General features: G+C 74.6%; 22 protein-coding genes and 3 tRNA genes. 11 read left to right on the plus strand and 14 right to left on the minus strand.

Features of this window, described 5'->3' with window-relative positions; translation table 11 throughout:
• Window positions 1-62: 62 nt before the first annotated feature.
• The 3 genes from ABD158_RS07925 to ABD158_RS07935 form a co-directional block, all read right to left on the minus strand.
• Window positions 63-542, minus strand: a complete 480-nt coding sequence (locus ABD158_RS07925) for a (2Fe-2S)-binding protein (protein WP_344005879.1) — start codon at window positions 540-542, stop codon at window positions 63-65.
• 11 nt (window positions 543-553) lie between these two features.
• Window positions 554-2,929: a molybdopterin cofactor-binding domain-containing protein gene (locus tag ABD158_RS07930; RefSeq protein ID WP_344005881.1), complete on the minus strand. Its 2,376-nt coding sequence runs from the start codon at window positions 2,927-2,929 to the stop codon at window positions 554-556.
• A gap of 142 nt (window positions 2,930-3,071) precedes the next feature.
• Window positions 3,072-4,355 (minus strand): PucR family transcriptional regulator, encoded by a 1,284-nt coding sequence (locus ABD158_RS07935; protein WP_344005882.1) that lies wholly within the window; start codon window positions 4,353-4,355, stop codon window positions 3,072-3,074.
• A 199-nt stretch (window positions 4,356-4,554) separates the two neighbouring features.
• Here ABD158_RS07935 and ABD158_RS07940 point away from each other — a divergent pair, with 199 nt between their 5' ends.
• Genes ABD158_RS07940 through ABD158_RS07950 form a run of 3 tightly spaced genes read left to right on the plus strand, consistent with a single transcriptional unit; the run spans window position 4,555 to window position 6,586 of the window.
• Window positions 4,555-5,025: a DUF4190 domain-containing protein gene (locus ABD158_RS07940; protein ID WP_344005884.1), complete on the plus strand. Its 471-nt coding sequence runs from the start codon at window positions 4,555-4,557 to the stop codon at window positions 5,023-5,025.
• 11 nt (window positions 5,026-5,036) lie between these two features.
• The gene (locus ABD158_RS07945; RefSeq protein ID WP_344005886.1) at window positions 5,037-5,840 is read left to right on the plus strand and encodes a crotonase/enoyl-CoA hydratase family protein; all 804 of its coding nucleotides are present in this window, start codon (window positions 5,037-5,039) and stop codon (window positions 5,838-5,840) included.
• On the plus strand, window positions 5,840-6,586 hold the full coding sequence (locus tag ABD158_RS07950) for an SDR family NAD(P)-dependent oxidoreductase (RefSeq protein WP_344005888.1): 747 nt from the start codon (window positions 5,840-5,842) through the stop codon (window positions 6,584-6,586). The genes ABD158_RS07945 and ABD158_RS07950 overlap by 1 nt, the downstream gene beginning before the upstream one ends.
• Window positions 6,587-6,616: 30 nt before the next feature.
• Here ABD158_RS07950 and ABD158_RS07955 read toward each other — a convergent pair whose 3' ends face one another.
• The 5 genes from ABD158_RS07955 to ABD158_RS07975 form a co-directional block, all read right to left on the minus strand.
• The gene (locus tag ABD158_RS07955) at window positions 6,617-7,219 is read right to left on the minus strand and encodes a hypothetical protein (RefSeq protein ID WP_344005890.1); all 603 of its coding nucleotides are present in this window, start codon (window positions 7,217-7,219) and stop codon (window positions 6,617-6,619) included.
• 200 nt (window positions 7,220-7,419) lie between these two features.
• Complete coding sequence (locus ABD158_RS07960; RefSeq protein WP_344005892.1) at window positions 7,420-8,016, minus strand: hypothetical protein; 597 nt, start codon at window positions 8,014-8,016, stop codon at window positions 7,420-7,422.
• 121 nt (window positions 8,017-8,137) lie between these two features.
• Window positions 8,138-8,764 carry a hypothetical protein gene (locus ABD158_RS07965; RefSeq protein WP_344005894.1) on the minus strand — a complete coding sequence of 209 codons (627 nt, stop codon included), beginning with the start codon at window positions 8,762-8,764 and terminating at the stop codon, window positions 8,138-8,140.
• A 239-nt stretch (window positions 8,765-9,003) separates the two neighbouring features.
• Window positions 9,004-9,585 carry a hypothetical protein gene (locus tag ABD158_RS07970; RefSeq protein ID WP_344005896.1) on the minus strand — a complete coding sequence of 194 codons (582 nt, stop codon included), beginning with the start codon at window positions 9,583-9,585 and terminating at the stop codon, window positions 9,004-9,006.
• A gap of 183 nt (window positions 9,586-9,768) precedes the next feature.
• Window positions 9,769-10,368, minus strand: coding sequence for a hypothetical protein (locus ABD158_RS07975; protein ID WP_344005898.1), 600 nt, complete (start codon window positions 10,366-10,368; stop codon window positions 9,769-9,771).
• A 160-nt stretch (window positions 10,369-10,528) separates the two neighbouring features.
• On the opposite strand from ABD158_RS07975, the gene ABD158_RS07980 reads away from it, so the two are divergent.
• On the plus strand, window positions 10,529-12,325 hold the full coding sequence (locus ABD158_RS07980; RefSeq protein WP_344005900.1) for a CapA family protein: 1,797 nt from the start codon (window positions 10,529-10,531) through the stop codon (window positions 12,323-12,325).
• 78 nt (window positions 12,326-12,403) lie between these two features.
• On the opposite strand, the gene ABD158_RS07985 is transcribed toward ABD158_RS07980, so the two are convergent.
• Window positions 12,404-12,477 (minus strand) — tRNA-Phe (locus ABD158_RS07985).
• 44 nt (window positions 12,478-12,521) lie between these two features.
• A complete protein-coding gene (locus ABD158_RS07990; RefSeq protein WP_344005902.1) occupies window positions 12,522-13,301 on the minus strand; it encodes a YqjF family protein in 780 nt (259 codons plus the stop codon).
• A gap of 82 nt (window positions 13,302-13,383) precedes the next feature.
• Between ABD158_RS07990 and ABD158_RS07995 the strand changes: the two genes are divergently transcribed.
• From ABD158_RS07995 to ABD158_RS08010, 4 genes are all read left to right on the plus strand, one after another.
• On the plus strand, window positions 13,384-14,337 hold the full coding sequence (locus ABD158_RS07995; RefSeq protein ID WP_344005904.1) for an alpha/beta hydrolase: 954 nt from the start codon (window positions 13,384-13,386) through the stop codon (window positions 14,335-14,337).
• 23 nt (window positions 14,338-14,360) lie between these two features.
• Window positions 14,361-14,433 (plus strand) — tRNA-Glu (locus tag ABD158_RS08000).
• Window positions 14,434-14,516: 83 nt separating this feature from the next.
• A tRNA-Asp gene (locus ABD158_RS08005) sits at window positions 14,517-14,593 on the plus strand.
• An 82-nt stretch (window positions 14,594-14,675) separates the two neighbouring features.
• Complete coding sequence (locus tag ABD158_RS08010; protein WP_344005906.1) at window positions 14,676-15,029, plus strand: metallopeptidase family protein; 354 nt, start codon at window positions 14,676-14,678, stop codon at window positions 15,027-15,029.
• On the opposite strand, the gene ABD158_RS08015 is transcribed toward ABD158_RS08010, so the two are convergent.
• From ABD158_RS08015 to ABD158_RS08025, 3 genes are read right to left on the minus strand one after another with little or no spacing between them, the layout of a single operon-like run.
• Window positions 15,020-15,364, minus strand: a complete 345-nt coding sequence (locus ABD158_RS08015) for a fluoride efflux transporter FluC (protein WP_344005908.1) — start codon at window positions 15,362-15,364, stop codon at window positions 15,020-15,022. The genes ABD158_RS08010 and ABD158_RS08015 overlap by 10 nt on opposite strands.
• Complete coding sequence (locus ABD158_RS08020; protein WP_344005910.1) at window positions 15,361-15,810, minus strand: fluoride efflux transporter FluC; 450 nt, start codon at window positions 15,808-15,810, stop codon at window positions 15,361-15,363. Before ABD158_RS08020 ends, ABD158_RS08015 begins: the two co-directional genes overlap by 4 nt.
• Window positions 15,811-15,853: 43 nt before the next feature.
• Window positions 15,854-16,909 carry an ATP-binding protein gene (locus tag ABD158_RS08025; protein ID WP_344005912.1) on the minus strand — a complete coding sequence of 352 codons (1,056 nt, stop codon included), beginning with the start codon at window positions 16,907-16,909 and terminating at the stop codon, window positions 15,854-15,856.
• A gap of 206 nt (window positions 16,910-17,115) precedes the next feature.
• Between ABD158_RS08025 and ABD158_RS08030 the strand changes: the two genes are divergently transcribed.
• Genes ABD158_RS08030 through ABD158_RS08040 form a run of 3 tightly spaced genes read left to right on the plus strand, consistent with a single transcriptional unit; the run spans window position 17,116 to window position 20,545 of the window.
• Window positions 17,116-18,600, plus strand: a complete 1,485-nt coding sequence (locus tag ABD158_RS08030; RefSeq protein WP_344005914.1) for an NAD(P)/FAD-dependent oxidoreductase — start codon at window positions 17,116-17,118, stop codon at window positions 18,598-18,600.
• Window positions 18,601-18,621: 21 nt separating this feature from the next.
• Entirely contained in the window at window positions 18,622-19,143 is a 522-nt protein-coding gene (locus ABD158_RS08035) for a GNAT family N-acetyltransferase (protein WP_344005916.1), read from the plus strand.
• Window positions 19,144-19,174: 31 nt separating this feature from the next.
• A complete protein-coding gene (locus tag ABD158_RS08040; RefSeq protein ID WP_344005918.1) occupies window positions 19,175-20,545 on the plus strand; it encodes a YibE/F family protein in 1,371 nt (456 codons plus the stop codon).
• On the opposite strand, the gene ABD158_RS08045 is transcribed toward ABD158_RS08040, so the two are convergent.
• Window positions 20,457-21,005, minus strand: coding sequence for a hypothetical protein (locus ABD158_RS08045; RefSeq protein ID WP_344005920.1), 549 nt, complete (start codon window positions 21,003-21,005; stop codon window positions 20,457-20,459). The two genes, ABD158_RS08040 and ABD158_RS08045, sit on opposite strands and share 89 nt — an antisense overlap.
• Between the last annotated feature and the right edge of the window lie 33 nt (window positions 21,006-21,038).

The raw sequence follows: 21,038 nt of genomic DNA on the forward strand, positions 1-21,038 counted from the left end.
GCACCGGGCGACCGGTGCGGCCCTCGTCCCCCGTACGACGTGGGGGCGGTGGGGGGAGGACGTCAGCGCATGGCGCGGGCGCCCTTCTCGATCGCCTCGCGGATACGGACGTAGGTGCCGCAGCGGCAGATGTTGCGGATGCGGTCGAGGTCGGAGTCGCGGATGTCGCGCCCCTCCCGTCGCACCTTCTTGACGAGCGCCACGGCGGCCATGATCTGGCCCGGCTGGCAGTAGCCGCACTGGGCGACGTCCAGGTCGATCCAGGCCTGCTGCATCGGGTGGAGGTCACCGGGGGCGGTGTCGGCGAGGCCCTCGATGGTGGTGATCCGGTCCTTGGGCTTGAGGTCGCCGACCCTCACCGAGCACGGGTTGAACGCCTTGCCGTTGATGTGGCTCGTGCACGCCTTGCACACGTTGATGCCGCACCCGTACTTCGGGCCGGTGACGCCGAGGAGGTCGCGGAGGACCCACAGGACGCGGACGTCGTCGTTGACGTTGACGGTGACGGTCCGGCCGTTGAGGACGAAGGTCTGCTTGGGCATGTCCGGGCTCCTCAGTAGGTCCGACGCAGGCCGTTGGTCGGCGACTGCGGCACGGAGGGGATGAACGTCTTGGGCTTGAAGGCCAGCGGCTTGGTGTGCTGGATCGGGAAGACCGTCGGCACCTGACCGGTCGCCCGCGCGTAGGCGCAGGCCACCGCCGCGGCGGTGCTGCCGACCGCGGCCTCGCCGCCGCCGCCCGGGCTGTCGATGCCCTCGGGGGAGAGGATGTGGACCTCCACGTCGAACGGGACGTTCCACTGGCGGGTGTAGAAGTAGTTGTCCCAGCTGGCCTCCTGGAACCGGCCGTTCTCGAGGTGGCAGCTGCTGGTCAGGGTCAGCGCGATGCCGTCCATGATCCCGCCCTGCATCTGGGCCTCCAGGCCGCGCGGGTTGATGCACAGGCCCACGTCGACCGCGAGCACCACCTTCGTGACGCGGGGACCGGTGATCGTCTCCGGCCCGAGGTCGCGGTTGCGGGTGGCGGGGCGGTTGTCGATCTCGACGAGGACCGCGGTGCAGCCCTTGTACTCCTTGTGGATCGCGACGCCCTGCGCGGTGCCGGACGGCATGGAGCGGCCGAAGTTGCCCTTGTCGGCGACCAGGCGCAGCGCGTCCTTGACCCGCTCGTCCTTCAGGTGCTTGAGACGGAAGGCGACCGGGTCCATCTTCGCGACCTTCGCGAGCTTGTCCACGGTGAGCTCGGCGGCCGTGCACACGTCGGGCGAGTAGATGTTGCGCATGCTGCCGGTGGAGAACCGCTCGTCGACGAGGTCGCCCTTGGCCACGGTCTCGTTCATCAGCTGGTCCAGGACGCCGAAGTTGTACGGCATCTGCTGGGTCAGCGCGAAGACGCTCTGCGAGAGCGTGTAGTTGCCCAGCTGCGTGGGCAGCTCGTCGGCGACGTTGCTCAGGATCTCGCCGAAGCCGTGCTCGAAGTCGGTCAGCACGCTGGTGTGGCGCTGCTCGAAGGAGAGCACCTCGCCCGCGAGGACGGTCGCCCGGACCCGGGAGGTGGCCATCGGGTGCAGCCGGCCCTGACGGGGCTCGTCGGCGCGGTGCCACATCAGCTTGACCGGCACGCCCATCGCCTTCGAGGCCTCGGTGGCCTCCTTGATGTGGTCGGCGAACAGCTTGTGGCCGAAGGACCCGCCACCGGTGATGACGTTGACCTTGACCGAGGTCGGCGGGATGCCGCAGATCGCGGCGACCTGGTTCTGGGCGAAGATCGGCGACTTGATGCCCGCCCAGATCTCGGCGGACCCGTCCCGGACGTCGGCGATCGCGGCGTACGGCTCCAGCGCGGCGCTGGACTTGAAGGCGAACACGCAGTCGGTCTCGACCGTCGTGGCCAGGCCCGGCACCTGCGGCACGACCATCGGCAGCTCGGCGGCCCGCAGCTCGGCGAGGATGGTGTCGTCGGACTCGTTGGCGGCGTCACCGGGGGTCCACTGCACCTTCATGGCCCGCACGGCGTCGATGCACTGCCCGAAGGTCCGGGCGCGCACGGCGATGCCCGTGGGGATCTGCGCCACGTGGGTGACGCCCGGCATCTTCTCGATCGCGTCGGGGTTGGTGAGCTTGCGCGGCTTGCCGAGGTGCGTCGGGGGCCGGCAGACCATCGTCGGCAGGGCGTTGGGGATCTTGAGGTCGGTGGTGAACTTCTTCTTGCCGGTGACGGCGTCGCGCGCGTCGAGGCGGCTCTGGGGCTTGCCGATGACGCGGAACTTCTCCTCACCGCGCAGCACCACCTCGACGGCCTCGACGACCTGCTTGGCCGCGTCGATGGCGAGGTCGCCGTACGTCGCCTGGTTGCCGAGGGTGTCGCGCACGACGCCGCCGGTGGTGATGAGGCGGTCCGCCTGCGTGCCGAAGAGGATCGCGGCGGCCTCGACGAGCTGCTTGCGGGCGATGGCGGCGGCGACGCGGAAGGGCGTGTAGGTCGAGAAGGTGGTGTTGGAGCCGGCCGTGAGCTGGTTGAACGCGAGCTCCTGGCGGGCCGGCGCCATGGTCACCTTGACCTTGTCCACCGGGAGGTCGAGCTCCTCGGCGATGATCATGGCGGTCGAGGTGATGATGCCCTGGCCGACCTCGGTGCGGGGCATCTCGAACGACGCGGTGCCGTCGGTGTTGATGGTGATGGTGATCAGCTGCGACGTCGGGAGCGCGGAGTCCGTCTGCGCGTCCTCGAGGTCGTAGAGGTCCGCGACCTGGGGCCCGGAGGGCACCACGGCCTCCGCCCGAGGCGCGAGCCTCAGGTCGGCGGCGACGGTCAGCGTCGCGCCGGCGACGACCCACCCGAGGAAGGTGCGGCGGCGCAGGCCGGAGGGGTCGTCGGCCTCGTCGAGCGAGCTCAGCTGCTGGTCGTGGGGGTGGGCGTCGGTGGTCATCAAGCGCTCCAGAGGGGCCGGGATCGGAGGGGGTCCCGAGAGAGGACGCCGGCCTGTCACGACTGTGGCAGTGGTCACAGGCCGGGACCATGACCACGGAGCCAGGATCCGTCGGCACGGTTGTGCACTGTGCACATCGGTCTCAGTCGTGACGGCGGGCGAGCACGGCGGCGCGCAGCGCCAGGTCGAGGTCGAGGGGCGGTGCGTCGTCGTCGAGGGCCAGCCCCGTCACCTGCGTGACCCGCCGGAGCCGGTTGAGCACGGTGTTGCGGTGGCACGGCACGAGCGGCGCGGCGCGGCTCGCCGAGCCGCCGGCGGTGACCCAGGCGGCGAGGGTCTCCAGGAGGACGGTCCCCTCGTCGCCGAGGTCGCGCAGCGGCGTGATCCAGCGGTCCACGAGTCGCTCGGCGACGTCGGGGACGCTGAGCAGCAGCACCTCCGGCAGCGCCGCGTCGTACGGGACGAAGGCGGGGGCCGCCGGCGCGGAGCGCAGCGCGGCGCGCGCCTGCTGGTAGCCCAGCCCGACCTCGCCCAGGCCGTCGACGACCCCGGACGAGACGACCCGGGCCCGGCCCCCGCCGGTCCGGCCCCCGCCGGTCCGGCCCCCGCCGGTCCGGCCCCCGCCGGTCCGGCCCCCGCCGGGCCGGTCGACGCCGGCGAGGGCCCGCAGCGCGTCGTACGCCGCCTCGGGGCGGTCCTCGCGCAGCGCCACCACGCCCAGCAGCAGGTCGCCGCGCCAGGTGGCCGCGGTGGCGTGCGGGGCGAGCGCCGACTCGAAGGTGCGGGGCTCGACGCCGTCGGCCAGCACGACCAGCACCTCGGCGAACGGCGGCAGGTCGAGGAGGCCGGACGCCTCGAGCGCGAACCCCGGGTCGCGAGCGCGCCCGCCCACCAGGTCCTCCCACAGCGCGGCGCGGCGCTGCTCGTCGGTGCGCACCCGGGAGCGCTCGTGGCCGTGGTACGCCGCCGCCATCTGCGCCGAGGTCTCGTCGACGACCTCCCACAGCAGCGAGCCGACCTCGCGCAGCCCCGAGCCCGACAGCCGGTCCGCGCCCGACCGGACGAGGTCGTCCCAGATCAGGCGACCGCCGATCCGGAACGAGCGGAGGACGTGGTCGAGCGGCAGGCCCTCGCGGGCCCGGACGGCGCCGGTGGCCCGCGCCGGGTCGTACGCCGGCTCCCCGGGGTCGGGGGCCCCGTGCTCGACGGAGGCGACCATGAGGTCCAGGACGGCGGCGACGTTGGTCCGGCACGACTGCCGCAGGCTCGCGTGGGAGACCACGCCGGCCCGCCGGTAGGCCAGGTGGTCGCGCTCGATGGTGGCGACGAGGTCGTCGGCGAGCGCCGCGGCGCGCGTCTCGCGGTGCCACCGCAGGAAGTCGCGGGTCTCCGCCCGCCACCCCCGCTCGACCAGCTGCTCGGTCACCGTGCCCCTCATCCCTGCTCGTCCTGCTCCGTCCGACGTGCACGGTTCGGACCGCGCGGCACGAACGATTGCCTGCTGCAGGGATCAACGACCGAGAGTGGCCGGGGTCACACGCGCGTCGTCTGCCGACGGCGGGGGCACCTATGCGCAAGGATGCGCGGGACGACACCACGCACCACGACCACCACAGGAGTCACCCATGAGCCAGTACGGACCGCCCCCCGGGGAGAACCGTCCCGACCAGCCCGGCTACGGCCAGCAGGGGTCCTACAACCAGCCGGGTCACCAGCCCGGTCACCACGGTGGCGCCAAGCCCGGCAAGGGCCTGGCCATCGCGGCCCTCGTCCTCGGTATCCTGGCGCTGCTGAGCTCCTTCACCGTCATCGGCGGCATCCTGTTCGGCCTCATCGCCCTGGCGCTGGGCTTCATCGCCTCCAGCAAGGCCAAGAAGGGCACGGCCGGCGGGCGCGGCCTCGCGATCGGCGGCATCGTGACGGGCCTGCTCGGCCTGATCATCGCCGGCGTCCTGATCGCCCTCGGCGCGGCGTTCCTCAACTCCGACTCCTTCCAGAACCTGCAGGAGTGCGTCGACAGCGCCGGCAACGACCAGGCCGAGATCGACCGCTGCAGCGAGGAGTTCGGCAGCAACCTCGAGGACAGCACCAACTGAGCACCGGGCACGTGAGCTCCGCCGGGCTGCGCGTCGAGCGCGAGGGCCACGTCGAGACGTGGACCCTCGACCTGCCGGAGCGGCGCAACCCGATCTCGTCCCCCGAGGTGGTCGACGCCTTCGTCGACCACCTCGGGCGGATCGGACGCGACCCGGGGGTGCGCTGCGTCGTCCTGACCGGTGCGGGCCCGGCGTTCTCCGCCGGGGGCGACGTCACCGCGATCCGCGAGCGACGCGGCATGTTCGGCGGCGGACCCGCGGAGCTGCGCGACGGCTACCGCCACGGCATCCAGCGGATCCCGGAGGCCCTCGTCGACTGCGAGGTGCCGTTCGTCGCCGCGGTCAACGGCCCCGCGGTGGGCGCCGGGTGCGACCTCGCTCTCATGTGCGACCTGCGGGTCGCCTCCCAGGACGCCTTCTTCGCCGAGAGCTTCGTCAAGCTCGGGATGATCCCGGGCGACGGCGGGGCGTGGCTGCTCACCCAGGCCGTGGGCCCCGCGCGCGCGGCCGAGATGACCCTGACCGGTGACCGTGTCGACGCGGCGACCGCCCTCGACTGGGGCCTGGTGTCGCGCGTCGTGCCCGCCGACGAGCTCCTGCCCCTGGCCCACGACCTCGCCGCGCGGGTCGCGGTGAACCCGCCCCACGCCGTACGCATGGCGAAGCGGCTGCTGCGCACGGCGCAGAGCACCGACCTGCGCGGCGTCCTGCAGCTCTCCGCGGCCCTGCAGGCCGCGGCGCACCACACCGAGGACCACCGCGAGGCGCTCGACGCGCTGGCCGAGCGCCGCGACGGCGACTTCCGGGGTCGCTGATGGCGGCCCCCGGCGTGGCCCTGGTGACGGGTGCCTCCCGGGGCCTGGGGGCCGAGATCGCCGTGGCCCTCGCAGGGGCCGGCCACCCGGTGGCCCTCGGCTACCGCACGGGCCACGAGGCCGCGGAGACCGTGGTCGCGCGCATCGTCGGCGCCGGCGGCCGCGCCGTCGCCCTGGCCGCGGACGTGACCGACCCGGACGGCGTGCGGGACCTCGTCGCCGGCACGCAGGCGGCCCTGGGCCCCGTGGAGATCCTCGTCGTCAACGCCACCGGCCCGCAGCCGCCCTCGCCCGCCGAGACCCTCACCTGGGCCCAGGTCGAGCCGATGCTCGACTACTTCGTGCGCAGCCCCGTGCTGCTGATGGAGGCCGTCGTGCCGGGCATGGTCGCCCGCGGCTCCGGGCGCATCGTGCACGTGGGCTCGGAGGTCGCCGCGTCGGTGCCGCCGGGCACCGCGGCGTACGTCGCGGCGAAGAGCGCGCAGCTCGGGCTCGCGCGGGCCTCGGCGCGCGACCTGGGCCGGCACGGGATCACCGTCAACACGGTCGCGCCGGGCTGGGTGCCGGTGGAGCGTCACGTCGACAGCGACCCGGCCGACGTCGCGGCGTACGTCGCCGACGTGCCGCTGGGACGCCACGGCACCCCTGCGGAGGTGGCGGCTGCCGTGGTGCACCTGGCGTCCCCCGCCGCGGCCTTCGTCAACGGCGCCGTCCTCCACGTGAACGGCGGGCGCACCCTCGGGTGAGGGTGCGCCCGCCGTCGGGGCCGCGGAGGGTCAGCCGCGGTCGAGCTCGCGGGTGCCGAGCCGGATCTCCTGGCCGACCGAGCCGTCGCGGCGGGCGTCGTCGACCGCAGAGGTGGGGATGATGCCCCGGGCGGTGAACTGGGTGGTGGCGAAGACCCCGCCGCCGAACCGGACGCTGCGCGGGTTGCCGATGCAGCTGCGCGGCACCGAGACGATGACCCGGTCCTTCGCGTTGAGCACGCTGCCGGCCGCGCCCGCGCACGGGAGCTCGCCCCGGTCGCCGTCGTTGCGCACCAGGGAGATGATCTTGCCCTGGTTGTTGCGGGTCAGCGTGAGGTAGTGGTCGCGGCCCCCGGGGGAGAGGAAGCGGGCGCTGACGTTGACGAGCTCGCCGGGGGTCAGGTCGACCAGGTCGAAGGTGAACTTCAGCCGGTCGGGACCGTGGTTGCCGGTCAGGCGGACGATGTCGGCGCTCGACTGCGGCGAGACCCGGGTGATGGACGGGGCGACGGTGTCGCCGGCCTGGTCGTCGCGGACCTGGGTCTCGGCGTGGGCGGCGCCGCCGGTCAGGCCGAGGGTGGTCGCCGCGGCCACCGCGGTGAGGCCGGCGAGGAGTCGGGACGGGATGCGCATGGGGTGCTCCAGGGTGTCGAGGAGGGATCGGGGTGGGATCGGGGTGGTGCCGGTGTCCGTCCGCGAGCCGGGCTCCGGGGGACAGCATGTGGGTGATGCAACGATCTGTCACGCGTTCGGCGGAACCGGTCGCGGAACCGGTCACGGCGCCGGGCGGCGGCGAGCGGGACGGCGCGCGGGACGGCGGGCGGAGCCGCGGGTCAGGCGCGGCGCAGCTCGCGGGTGCCGAGCCTGATCGGGACCCCGCCGCTGCCGCCGTCGCGGCGGGCGTCGTCGTGGACGTCGGTCTGGCCGCCGCCGTCGTCGCCGAACGAGCTCGTGGCGCCGCCGAAGCGGACGCTGCGGGGGTTGCGCACGCACGAGCGGGGCACGGTCACGACGAGCTGGTCGCGGTCGAGCACGATCCGGCCGGCGAGGCCGTCGCAGTCGACGCCACCCGTGGTGCCGTCGTTGAGGAAGACCTGGGGCCGACCGGACTCGGCCGTCATCACCGCGGCGTACTCCCGCCCGCCGAGGGTGCGGATGCGGACCTCGGCGGTCAGTGCGTCGAACCTCTGCGACGCGGCGAGGTCGGCGACGGTGAAGCGGAAGACGAGGGCGTTGGTCCGGTGGGCGCCCTGCAGGGCGAGGATGTCGACGGTGTCGGCCAGGGGGCCCGGAGACGCCGAGGGGTTGGTGAAGGCGACGTCGCCGCCGGGGTCGGCGCGGACCTGGGTCTCGGCCTGGGCCGGGCCGGCGGCGGTGGCGAGCAGGGCGGCGGTGGCCGCGAGGGTGGTGAGGGCGGGACGGAAGCGCACGGGGCTCTCCTCAGGCGGGGGCGGACCGTGTCGGGGGTCGGCCGGTGGGGTCGTCGACGGTCGTCGTACGACGGGTGGGGTCCGCGGTCGCGGACGCCCGGGTGGGACGGGTGCGGGACGGTCAGTTGTTGACCAGCGGGTCGGCGCCCTTCGCTGCCCCGAGCTCGTCGACGCGGCCGTCGAGGCGCGCGTCGTCGGCGATCTCGGCGACCTCGGAGCCCTCCGGGCCGACCTCGGTCACGGTGACCTTGGCCCCGTAGCGGACCTCGCGGGGGTTGAAGACGCAGGCGCGGGGGAAGGAGAGCAGGTACCGGTCGTCGGCGCCGGCGACGCGGCCGGTCAACCCGTCGCAGGGGACGGGCTCGAAGCGACGGGCGTCGAGCAGCGTGACGGTCCTGGTGCCCTCCGCGACCTCGAGGCGCGCGACGTACTCCCGCTCGTTCGGGAGCATGATCTCGGCGTCGACGACGGTCCGGGTCGCGCCGCGGTAGAGGTCCGCGACGCGGACGGCGAAGGAGAGGCGACCGCCGCCGTGCTCGGCTCGCAGGGCTCGGATGTCGGCGCCGGCCGCCACCCGGGCAGGCACCTCGCCGATCAGGAGCCGGGTCTCGGCGTCCCGGGCGCTGTCACGGACCGTCTCGACCTCCGCCTGGGCCGGCGCGACGGTGGCGCCCAGGGTGGCGGCCGTGGCGACGACGGCGGTGGCGGTGGCGGTGACGAGGGCGACGAGGGCACGACGGACGGGCACGGGGGCTCCTGGGCGGTGGTGGCCCGAGGGATCCGGGTCCGGGGGGGGGGGACGGTGCGCCCCAGGAGGGGCACGAGCGCATCCTGACCGCCCGGTGCACACGTGTCACCTCGGTCTAGACCGCGGTCGGCGCGATCCCTCCGGGCGCGCGACGGGGGCCGCACCGGAGGTCGGTGCGGCCCCTGTCCGCGCTGTCGGCTGGTGACGAGCGCGGTGGTGCCGAGCTCGATCGGGCGAGGTCAGTTGTTCTTCAGCGCGACGGTGCCGAGCTTGATCTCGCCGAGCTCGCGGTTGCGGCGCGCGTCGTCGCTGGCCTGTCCGCCACCGGTGCCGAAGGTCACGAACATCGAGGTCTGGCCGCCGAAGACCACCTCGCGGGGGTTGCGGACGCACGAGCGCGGGACCGAGATCACCAGTCGGTCCTGCGCCGCCACCGCGCGGCCGGTGAGGCCGTCGCAGGCGACCTGCTGCTCGTTGCTGACGAGGCTGAGCGACTTCTGGCCCTCGCCGAAGTTGAGGTTGGCGAGGTAGTCGCGCTCGTTCGGGGTCTGGATGCGCACGGTGGCGTTGACCGAGTTGTCGATGCCGGGCGCAATCAGGTCGGCGACGGTGAAGGTGAACACCAGCGCGCCGTCGCCGTGGACCCCGCGGAGCGTGCGGATGTCGGCGCTGTCCTGGGCGGTGGAGAAGTCGCTGGGGAAGGTCGTGGCGTCCCCGGCCTGGTCGGTGCGGTTCTGGGTGGCGGCACTCGCCGGGGCTGCGAGCCCGCCGACGAGGACGGCGGACGCGGCGGCGGTGGCGAGCAAGGGGACGAGGCGCACGATGGTGGTCCTTCGGGACGTGGGGAGGACGCTCCGGAGGGAGCGCCGAGGGTGATCCCAGCCCCTCGGTGGACACGTGTCACCCCTGGGCTAGACCGCTCCGGCGCCGCTGTCGGCCCCTGCGGGCGCACCGACGCCGGCGGGGGCCCGCACCGGGTGGCGGTGCGGGCCCGGACGTCGGTGTCAGCCGCGCGCGAGCGGGCGGGTGCCGAGCCTGATCTCCTCGAGGTCGTCGCCGCCGTTGCGGCGGGCGTCGTCCACGGCGACGCTGGCGTCCGCGCCGATGCCGGAGGCCGTCGACGTGACCCCGCCGAACAGCACCGTGCGGGGGTTCCGGACGCAGCTGCGGGGGACCACGACGACGAGCTGGTCCTTGGCGGGCAGCACGCGCCCCACCAGGCCGTCGCAGTCGACGTCGGTGGTGCCGCCCGCCTTCGAGAGGGAGAGGAACTTCTGGTTCTGGAAGACGCTGAAGGCGGCCCGGTAGTCGGTCCCGCCGGGCGTCCGCATCCGCACCGAGGCGTCGACGTCGGTGAAGAAGTCGGGGGCGATCAGGTCCGCCACGGTGAACGTGAAGGTGAGGGTGTCGGCGCCGTGGACGCCCTTCAGGGTGCGGATGTCGGCGGACGCGAGGACGCCCTCGGACGCCGGGCCGAAGGGCTCGCCGGCGTCGCCGGCCGCGTCGGTGCGGGTCTGGGTGGCGGCCGCGGCGGGGGCGGCGAGGCCGGCGACGACGAGCGCGGTGGCGGCGGCGGCGGAGGCGAGGAGGGGGACGATGCGCACGGCGGTGCTCCTTCGGGGCGGGGTGACGCTCCGGAGGGTGCGCCGGCCGTGATCCTCGTGCCGTCGGTGAACGGTTGTCACCTCGGACTAGACCGGTGACGTCGCCGCCCCCTCCGCCCGCGAGGCCGCGGGCTTGGCGGGCTCCGGCACGCTGGGTCGCGTGAGGGTCTCGGGGGAGCGCAGCCGGCGACGGTCGGCGCTGCTGCCCGCCCTGCTGGGTTCGCTGCTGCTGGCCGCCTGCTCGGCCCCGATCTCCCCGGAGCCGGAGGACGACGCCGCGGCGGAGACCGAGGCGGCGGCCGCGGGGCAGGAGCCCACCGTGGTCACGCTCGCCTTTGCGGGCGACATCCACTTCGAGGCGGGTCTCGCGGGTCTCCCGGGTGACCCCGACGCGACGCTGGGCCGCACCGCCGCCGCCCTGCGCGACGCCGACGTCGCCGTCGTCAACCTCGAGGGCGCCCTGACCCGCGCGGGCTCGCCCACCGACAAGGAGCTCGAGGACCCGGGCAACCGCTACTGGTTCCGCAGCCCGCCGTCGGCCCTCGGCGTCCTCGCGCGCTCCGGTGTGGACGCCGTCTCGGTCGCCAACAACCACGGCGCCGACTACGGGCTCGACGGCCTGCGCGACACGATCGCGATCAAGGAGGACCCCGACACCCCGGTCTCCGTGATCGGGGTCGGGCGCGACCGGGCGGAGGCCTTCGCGCCGTACCGGACGAGCGTCGGCGACACCGACGTGTCCGTCATCGCCGCCGACGCGTCGCTGCGCGAGAGCGCCGACCCGATCTGGTCGGTGGGTGAGGGGGGCCCGGGGCTGGCCTCGGCGCGCTTCACTCCCCCCAAGAACCTGCTCACGGCCGTGCGCGCCGCCGTCGACCGCGACGACCTCGTCGTCGTCTACCTCCACTGGGGCGACGAGAGCGAGGTCTGCCCGACGGTCGGGCAGCAGCGCCTGGCCGGTCGCCTGGCCGACGCCGGCGTCGACGTGATCGTCGGTTCCCACACCCACGAGGTGATGGGGTCCGGGATGCTCGGCAACGCCTACGTCCACTACGGGCTCGGCAACTACGCCTGGTACCACGGGCGCCGTCCGGACAGCGGTGTGCTGCGTCTGAGGGTCACCGGCGGCGAGGTCGCCGACGAGGACTGGCTGCCCGCCCGGACCCCGCTGTACGGCGGGGTGGCGGAGCCCCGCACCGGCGACGACCGGGCGGCCGCCGCCCGTCGCCAGGCCGACCGTCGCGGCTGCGCCGACCTCGAGCCGGCCCCCGGATCCATCGGCGGCGAGCCCGTCGGCCCCGCGGCCGAGCCCGAGCCGTCGGAGGAGCGGGAGCCGTCGGGGCAGCCGGCGCCGTCGCCGGAGTCGCCCGACCCCGCGCTCCCGGCGTACGCGGCGGAGGTGCGGGAGATCGGCCCGTTCGTCCGGAGCCGGATGACCGCCAGCTTCGACGCGGCCCGCTGCCCCGTGACCCTCGACGACCTGCGCTACCTCAAGGTGCGCCACGTCGACTTCGCGGGGGAGGTCCGCACCGGCGAGCTCGTCGTCGCCGCCTCCGAGGCGCAGGGCGTGGTGTCGGTGTTCCGCGACCTCTACCGCGCCCGGTGGCCGATCGCCCGGATGCGCCTCGTCGACGCCTACGACGGCGACGACGACGCCTCGATGGCCGCCAACAACAGCTCCGCCTACAACTGCCGTGCCGTCGCGGGCACCGACAGCCTGTCCGACCACGCCTACGGCCGCGCGATCGACCTCAACCCGGTGCAGAACCCCTACGTCACGCCGGGCGGCGTCCTGCCGCCCGCCGGTCGGGAGTACGCCGACGTGGACCGCTCCGCCGGGGCCGTCGCCGACCGCGGGGTCGTGGTGGACGACGACGTCGTCGTGCGGGCCTTCCGCCGGATCGGCTGGGAGTGGGGCGACGGGTTCGCGGACTACCAGCACTTCTTCGTCCCCTGACCCCGACGGGCCGGCGCGTGCCGGTCGCCGGACGCACGAGGGCCCGCACCGGTGCGGTGCGGGCCCTCGTGGTGTGGGTGGGCAGGGGCGGGGTCGAACCGCCGACCTTCCACTTTTCAGGCGGACGCTCGTACCAACTGAGCTACCTGCCCATCCGACCCGCGCGAGGCGGACCGGGGACGAGGATACATGCGGCTCAGGCGGGTCGGGTGCGCGGGCTCCGGCTCGGGCGACCGAAGCGGGTGTGGACGCCCGGGCTGAACGCGACGCGGTCCGGCGCGCGGTCCACGAGGCCCGGCAGCCCCACCGAGGCGACCAGCTCGTCGTCGAGCCGGACCACCTCGGCGTCGTGCAGCGCCCAGGCCGGGTGCTCGTTGGGGACGTAGAGGGACGCCCCCCAGGCACGGGTGTGCAGGCCCCAGCGCGCGGTGAGGAACTCGTCGAGCGGCGTCGCCTCGCGCCGCTCGCCCACCCGGACGACGACCCGCGAGGACGCCCGGGCCGGGACCGCTCCCGGGCCGCCCGCGGGCCGCCGGAGCCGGGCGGCGTAGGTGTGCTCCACGGCGCCGGCCACCGTGTCGGCGCGGTGGGTCATCGCCGCCCAGCGGTAGGGGAGGTTCAGCGCGGCGCGGGCGCCGGCCACGACGGCCGCGCGGTCGGTGTCCAGGCTGAGGAAGACCACGCCGCGCCGTCCGTCGGGGCCGACGGAGTAGAGCCGCACGTTGGTCTCCAGGAAGGTGCCGAAGAACGGCACCGCGGGTCCGTCCGCGAACCCGGCGTCGACCATCCGGAACGGCACCAGCCCGACGTACGACGCGCCGTCGTGGACGTCGGGACGGACCCCGGGCGGCATGAACCGCTCCACCGTCGACGGGTCGACGGCCCAGTGGACGAACGTCAGGTCCCGCCAGTCCTGGCTCATCACCACCGGCCGGGGCAGGGGAGGGGCCTGGGTGGAGACGGGGTCGACGCGCACGCCACCAACCTACGAGGTGCGCGCGTCGGGCCCGACCCTCGCGACCCTGCGCTCCGCGGCGGCGGGCGGGTTACGGTCGGGTGTGAGCGAGACCACTCCGTCCGTGCGGCCGGCACCCGGCCGCGACGACCTGCTGCCCGGCTTCGAGACCCACGACGTCGACGTCACCCACGACCGGGGCGGCACGACGCTGCGGGTGGCGGTGGGCGGCAGCGGCCCGCCGCTGCTCCTGCAGCACGGCCACCCGCAGAACCACCTCACCTGGCACCTCGTCGCTCCCCGGCTCGCCGAGGACTTCACGGTGGTCCTGCCCGACCTGCGGGGCTACGGCGACTCGGGCAAGCCCGCCCCGACCGGGGAGGCCGAGCCGCACGCGGCCTACACCAAGCGCACCATGGCCGCCGACCTCGTCGCGCTGATGGCGACGCTGGGCCACGACCGGTTCGCCATGGTCGGCCACGACCGCGGCGGGCGGGTCGGGCACCGCCTCGCCCTCGACCACCCCGACGTGCTGACCCGGCTCGCGGTGATCGACATCGCGCCCACGCTCACGATGTACGAGCGGACCGACCAGGCGTTCGCGACCGGCTACTACCACTGGTTCTTCCTGGTCCAGCCCGCGCCGGTGCCGGAGCGGATGATCCTCGCCTCCCCGGGGGCGTTCCTGCTGCCCCACCTCGCGAGCCAGGTCGTCGAGCCCGCCGCCCAGGACCCGCGGCTGCTCGAGGACTACCTGCGCTGCTACGCCGACCCGGCGATGGTGCACGCGATCTGCGAGGACTACCGCGCCGCGGCGACCACCGACCTCGACCACGACCGCGCGGACGCGGACACCGGGATCGGCGTGCCCCTGATGGCGCTGTGGGGCGCCCACGGCCTCGTCGGCTCGACGTACGACGTGCTGGCCACGTGGCAGGAGAAGGTCGCGCCCGGCGTCGAGGTCGCGGGGCAGGCGCTCGACGGGCGGCACAGCCTCCAGGAGGAGTGCCCGGACCAGCTGCTGGCCGCCCTCGGGCCGTTCCTGGCGGGCGGGTAGTCCTATGCTGGCGGCCGTCGCCGGCCCCCATCGTCTAGCGGCCTAGGACCCCGCCCTTTCACGGCGGTAGCACGGGTTCGAATCCCGTTGGGGGTGCTGATTGGGACTCGCCGCCTGCGGTGGGTTAGTGTTTCTCCCGGCCTCACCGAGTGGGGCCGGTTCTGCGAAGCCACACACCTGGCCTCGTGGCGCAGTTGGTTAGCGCGCCGCCCTGTCACGGCGGAGGTCGCGGGTTCGAGTCCCGTCGAGGTCGCCAGAACATACGCTCAGCCCCGGTCCACCAGGACCGGGGCTGACGTGCGTCCGGGGGTCCTTCGCGTCGCCTGTTCAATGGCCCCATGGCAGTCGACATGGACCGCGAGCCCTTCGAGCTCCTGGTCACCGCGGCCCTCGACGAGATCCCCGTCGAGCTGACCTCCCAGCTCGACAACGTGGTCGTGCTGGTCGAGGACGAGCCGCCCGCCGACGAGCCCGGCCTGCTCGGCCTCTACGACGGCGTCGCGCTCACCGAGCGCGACACGGCGTACGGCGCGGTGCTGCCGGACCGGATCTTCGTCTACCGCCGTCCGTTGCTCGAGATGTGCGCCGACGAGGCGGAGCTCGTCGAGCAGGTGCGGATCACCGTGGTCCACGAGATCGCCCACCACTTCGGCATCGACGACGACCGCCTCCACGAGCTCGGCTACGCCTGAGGCCCCCACGCGGCGGCCGCGACGAACCCCAGGGCGCACGCCGGGAGGGCCAGGCCCAGCGTCAGGAGCACGTACGCCGTGCCGCGGCGCGGACCGGCGTCGTGGGCGCCGACCGCGAGCGACGAGTACGTCGTGAACGCGCCGCAGAAGCCGGTGCCGAGCAGGGCGAGCCACGCCCCGGAGAGCGACAGCGCCGTGAGCACGCCCAGCAGCGCCGAGCCGAGGACGTTGGCGACGAGGATCCCCCAGGGCAGGCGCCCGTCCAGACGGCGTCCCAGCAGGAACCGGGCCGGGGCGCCCACCGCCGCACCCAGCGCGACGAGCAGCGGCGTCACGCGTCGTGCTCCGGTCGGCCCCGTGCCCCCGCCGGTGCCCCCGCCCGCGCGAGACGGTCGCCCAGCGCCACCGCGGCGAGGCAGGCCGCGAGGGTGCCCGCCACGTAGACCCCGGCCGTGACGGGGTGGCCCCGCTCGAGCAGCGACCGGGTCTGCTCGGCGTACGCCGAGAGGGTGGTCCAGCCCCCCATCACGCCGGGGCCGAGGAACGCCGCCGCCAGCGCGTGCCGTCGACGCGAGGTGACGGCGACGAGGGCCGCCGGCACGAGGGCGAGCGCGAACGAGCCCGTGACGTTGATCGTGAAGGTGGTCCACGGGAAGCCGGTCTCGCCGGGCGTGAGGGCCACCGCCGCCCAGCGGCCCACCGCGCCCAGCGCCCCGCCGAGCGCGACGGCCGCCGCCAGGGCGGCCAGCGGCGCGGCGGGCGAGGGGGACGGACGGCTCACGACGTCGATTGTCGTCCCGGGACCGACGCCGCGGCCGGGGAGGTCACTGCCGCCCCGGCCGGGCGCGCCCCGGCCACGGCGTCGCGGGCCCGCCGGCGACCTGGCGCCCGACCTCTCCCAGCAGCCAGCGGCCGAACGAGCGCTGCTCCTCGCCGCGCGCGACGACGAGCAGGCGGGCCGCCTCGCTGAACTCGTCGGCGGCCTCGAGCAGCCGCACCATGTCGTGGGCCCGACCTCCCGCGGACGCCGCGACGCGCACGACCAGGTCGCGGGTCCCCGAGGGACCCCCCGGCACGTCGCGGCCCTGGCCGGCGGCGCCGGCGTCGTCGAGGGCGCGGCCCAGCGTGCTCTCGAGGTCGTCGAAGAGCGCGGAGAGCTGCTCGGCGCGTGGGTAGTGGCGGCCGTGCGCCAGCGCGAGCAGCCGCAGCTCCCGCTGCAGCTCGCGGTGGTGGCGACGGAAGTGGGCGAGCAGCCCGGCGGGTACCTCGCGCAGGTGCACCTCCGCCTCCCGCTCCGCGCGCCCCGGCTCGACCCGGCTGGCGCCCGTCGACGTCAGACGGCCCCCGAGCCGCTCGTCGTCGGCCTCGGCGTACGGCGGGGCCGCGGGCACGAACCAGACGACCTTGCCGTCCGGCCGGGTCTCGGTGCCCCAGGCGACGGACGCGGCCGCCACGATCCGCAGGCCACGGCCCACCGTGGACAGGGCGGCGAGCGCGGCGTCGACGGCGTCGACGGTGTCGGCGGTGTCGGCGGCGTCGCTCTCGTGGTCCGTGTCGTCGAGGACACCGGCGCCGGGCGCCGGTCCGGTGGCCCGGCGACCGCGCGGGCCGAGCAGGGGACGGGGCGGCTCGGGCGAGGTGTCCAGGACCTCCACCCGTGGGTGGTCGGCGGTGCCGCGGACCCGCACGCTGATCGGGCCGGGGGCGTGGAGCAGCGCGTTGGTGACCAGCTCGGAGACGCCGGACTCCGCGGACTCGACGAGGTCCTCGCGGTCGTGGGCGCGGCACGCGCCGGCGACCCAGCGGCGCGCCACCTGCACGGAGCGCGGCACGGGGTCGAGGACGAGGACGTCCTCGACGGGCCGCCCGGTGTCGCTCATGCGACCGCCCCTCCTCCCCGGTGCCGACCGGGTCCGCGACTGCGCCGTCGGGACCCCGCGCGACACCTACCCCAGGTCGGAGTGGCCAAAACCACGTCGCCGACCTCGATTCACCCCCCGGTGGGATTCGTGCCCAGCGCCGGTCGGGACGACAATGGACGACAGGGGCCCCCATCGTGCGGACCCGTGATCGAGGAGGCAGAGCGATGAGTGGTTCGACGACGAGCGGTGCCGACGCACGGCACCGCGTGGTGATCATCGGGTCGGGCTTCGGCGGCCTGTTCGGCGCCAAGGCGCTCAAGCGCAGCGACGTCGACGTCACGATGGTGGCCAAGACGACCCACCACCTCTTCCAGCCGCTGCTCTACCAGGTCGCGACCGGGATCCTGTCCGAGGGCGAGATCGCCCCGCCGACGCGCGAGATCCTGTCGGGCCAGAAGAACGCCCGGGTGCTCCTGGGCGAGGTCACCGAGATCGACCTCGAGAACCGCCTCGTGTTCTCCCACGTGCTGCGGCGCCAGACCGTGACGGAGTACGACACGCTGCTCGTCGCCGCGGGCGCCTCGCAGTCCTACTTCGGCAACGACCACTTCGCCGAGTTCGCCCCCGGCATGAAGAGCATCGACGACGCCCTCGAGCTGCGCGGCCGCATCTTCGGCGCCTTCGAGCTCGCCGAGCTCGGTGCCCAGCGCGGCGAGGACATCGACCACCTGCTGACCTTCGTGGTCGTCGGCGCCGGCCCCACCGGCGTGGAGATGGCCGGGCAGATCGCCGAGCTGGCCCACCGCACCCTCAAGCGGGACTTCCACTACATCAACACCCGCCACGCCCGCGTGATCCTCGCGGACGCCGCCGACCAGGTGCTGCCGCCGTTCGGCGAGCGGCTCGGCGCCAGCAGCAAGAAGGAGCTGGAGAAGCTCGGCGTCGAGGTGATGCTCGGCGCGATGGTGACCGGCGTCGACGAGCGCGGGCTCGAGGTCAAGTACCGCAACGGCCGCACGGAGCGCATCGAGGCCGTCACCAAGATGTGGGCGGCCGGCGTGCAGGCCAACCCGCTCGGCCGCACCCTGTCGGAGCAGACCGGTGCCCCGCTGGACCGCGCCGGGCGGATCCGCGTGAACTCCGACCTCACGCTGCCGGGCCACCCCGAGGTGTTCGTGGTCGGCGACATGATCAGCCTCGACAACCTCCCGGGCGTCGCCCAGGTCGCGATCCAGGGCGCGAAGTACGCCGCGAAGGAGATCGACCACCGCCTCGCCGACAAGCCCCCGCAGGAGCCGTTCCACTACTTCGACAAGGGGTCCATGGCCATCATCAGCCGCTTCCGGGCGGTCGCGATGGTCGGCAAGCTGCGTCTCACCGGCGTCATCGCCTGGCTGATGTGGCTGGCCGTGCACCTCGTCTACATCACGGGCTTCAAGAACCGGGTGACGGCGGTCCTCCACTGGTTCGTGTCGTTCCTGGGTCGCGGTCGCTCCGAGCGGACGTCCACCGAGCAGCAGATCTTCGCCCGCAACGCGCTGGCCAAGCTCGACCGCGGCGCCGCCGACCTGGTCTCGGACCCGAGCGGCGAGGCCCACATGGACGCCGAGGAGAGCCGCCGCGTCGAGCTGGAGGAGAAGGCCCGCGAGGAGGCCCGGCTCACCGACCGCGGCGAGCGCGGCGTCCCCGTCGAGCAACGCGCCGGCTGACGCGACCCGGCGACCGCTCCCGTGATCGACCTCGTGCCGCCCACGCCCGCGCTGTACGACGCGTGGGCGGCCTGCGTCGTCGACTTCGGCGCGGTCCACATGGACGGCTCGGGCCATCACGGGCCGATGGACACCGCACGTCCGGCGTTCGACGCCTACCTCGCCGAGCGGCTGCGGGAGGCCGACCACGCCTGGGAGCCGCCCGCGGACCGCGTGCACGCGTCGTACCGCTGGATGGTCGAGGGCGACGAGGTCGTCGGGTTCGTCGGCATCCGACACCGCCTGACCCCCTTCCTGCTCGAGCAGGGCGGTCACGTCGGCTACGCCGTCCGCCCGTCACGGCGCCGCGAGGGCCACGCCACCGCCGCCCTGGCGCGGACGCTCCCGCTCTGCGTGCGGCTCGGGATCGCGCGGGTGCTCGTGACCTGCGCCGAGGACAACGTCGGGTCCCGCCGCACGATCGAGCGCAACGGCGGGGTCCTCGAGGACGTCCGCGCCGGCACCCTGCGGTTCTGGATCGACGCGGCGCGACCTCCCGCCTGAGCCCGCCCGGCGTGGGGGAGGATGACGCCCCATGGGTGGGTCACACGCGCACGGGCACGGGAGCCACGGCGACGTCGACGAGGCGGTCTCGGTCGGACGCACGGCACGCACCGTGCTCGTCGTCTCGCTGGTGCTCGCCGGTCTCGCGGCCCTCGCGGGCGTGGGCCTGCTCTGGCCCGCGGAGGAGGACCGCCCCGAGCGGGTGGACTTCGCCCAGGAGGGGGTGACCTTCCCGGCGGCGCAGGTCCGGGCGGTCGGCGAGCCCTGCCCCGTGGTGCGCGCCGACCCCAACGCGCCCCCGACCGGGGGGTCGACCGAGCCGTTCCCGGAGGGCTGCAACGTCCTGGACGTCACCGTCGTGGACGGCGACGGCGCGGGGGACGACATCTCGCTGCAGGCACCGCCGTACGTCGCCCGCTCGGGCCTGCGACCCGACGACACGGTGCAGCTGATCCGGATCCCCACCCCCGGCGGCGCCCCCGCGGACGGCGGAGGCGGGGGCGAGGGCGCCGAGCCCGCCGTGGGCAGCGGCCTGAGCCCCGACGGGGACGCGTCGTACGGCTTCTCGAAGGTCGAGCGCGACCCGCCGCTGCTGGTCCTGACCGTCGTGTTCGTCGTCGCGGTGGCGGTGGTCGCCCGGCTGCGGGGGATCCTCGCGATGATCGGGCTGGGCTTCGCCGGGGCGGTGGTCGGCTGGTTCATGCTGCCCGCGCTCCTCGCGGGGGAGAACGGCCTGCTCGTCGCGCTCGTGGGCTCGGCGGTCATCATGTACGTCGTCCTCTACCTGGCCCACGGGCTCTCGATCCGCACCAGCACCGCCCTGGCCGGCACGCTCGTCGGCATCGCGATCACGACGGTGATCGGGCTGTGGGGGGTGGAGTCCGCGCGCCTGTCGGGGATCTCCGACGACACCGGCGAGCTCCTGCTGCTGTACGCCGACGGGCTCGACTACCAGGGCCTGCTCACCTCGGCGATCATCATCGCCGGGCTCGGGGTCCTCAACGACGTCACCATCACCCAGTCCTCCGCGGTGTGGGAGCTGCGCGCGGCGGCGCCGGAGATGTCGCGGGCCCGGCTGTTCAGCTCGGGGATGCGGATCGGGCGCGACCACATCGCCTCGACGATCTACACGATCGTGTTCGTCTACGCCGGCACGGCGCTGGCGCTGCTGATGCTCACCTCGCTCTACGAGCGGCCCATCCTCGAGGTGATCACCGACGAGCAGGTCGCCGAGGAGCTGGTGCGCACGCTGGCCTCGGCGATCGGTCTCGTGCTGGCGGTGCCGATCACGACCGCGATCGCGGCCGCGACGGTCAGGCCGCGTCGGGGCGAGGAGGACGACGGCGGTCGTCGGGGGGCGCGCCGAGCAGGTCGGGACGCCAGCGACCCAGCACGCGGGTGAGCTCGTCGGCGTCGACCATGGCGCCGTCGATCACGAGCACCCGCCGTCCGGGTCGCCGCACCAGGACCTTCCAGCCGCGTCGGCCCGGCGCGGAGACGACCTCGAGGTCGGCGCCGGCCACGTCGACGCGGTGCTCGCGGTCGCCCTCGACGACGACCAGCGCGCCGTACTCGACGCGCACCGCGCACGCGGGCTCGCCGAACCAGGCCAGCCACAGCGCGGCGGCCAGCGCCGTCGCGACCACGAGCGCGCCGACCGCGGCCGCGCCGCCGGCCAGCGCCCAGGTGAGGAGCGCGACCAGGAGCCCGCCGAGGCTGACCGCGAGGGCGAGGCGGTGCAGCCGCGCCAGCCCGGGGCGGTGGAAGCGGTGCACCGCGAGCTCGCCGGACCGTGGGTCGCCGCCGTCGCGTGACGGGTCGGCGCCGCGGGCCGCGGCGTCGGTGTCGTCCGAGATCGACATGCCCCGACGGTACGGCTCCGGGGCCTGCTCGCG

This window comes from Nocardioides lentus (assembly GCF_039529515.1).
In the GTDB taxonomy this organism is placed as follows: domain Bacteria; phylum Actinomycetota; class Actinomycetes; order Propionibacteriales; family Nocardioidaceae; genus Nocardioides; species Nocardioides lentus.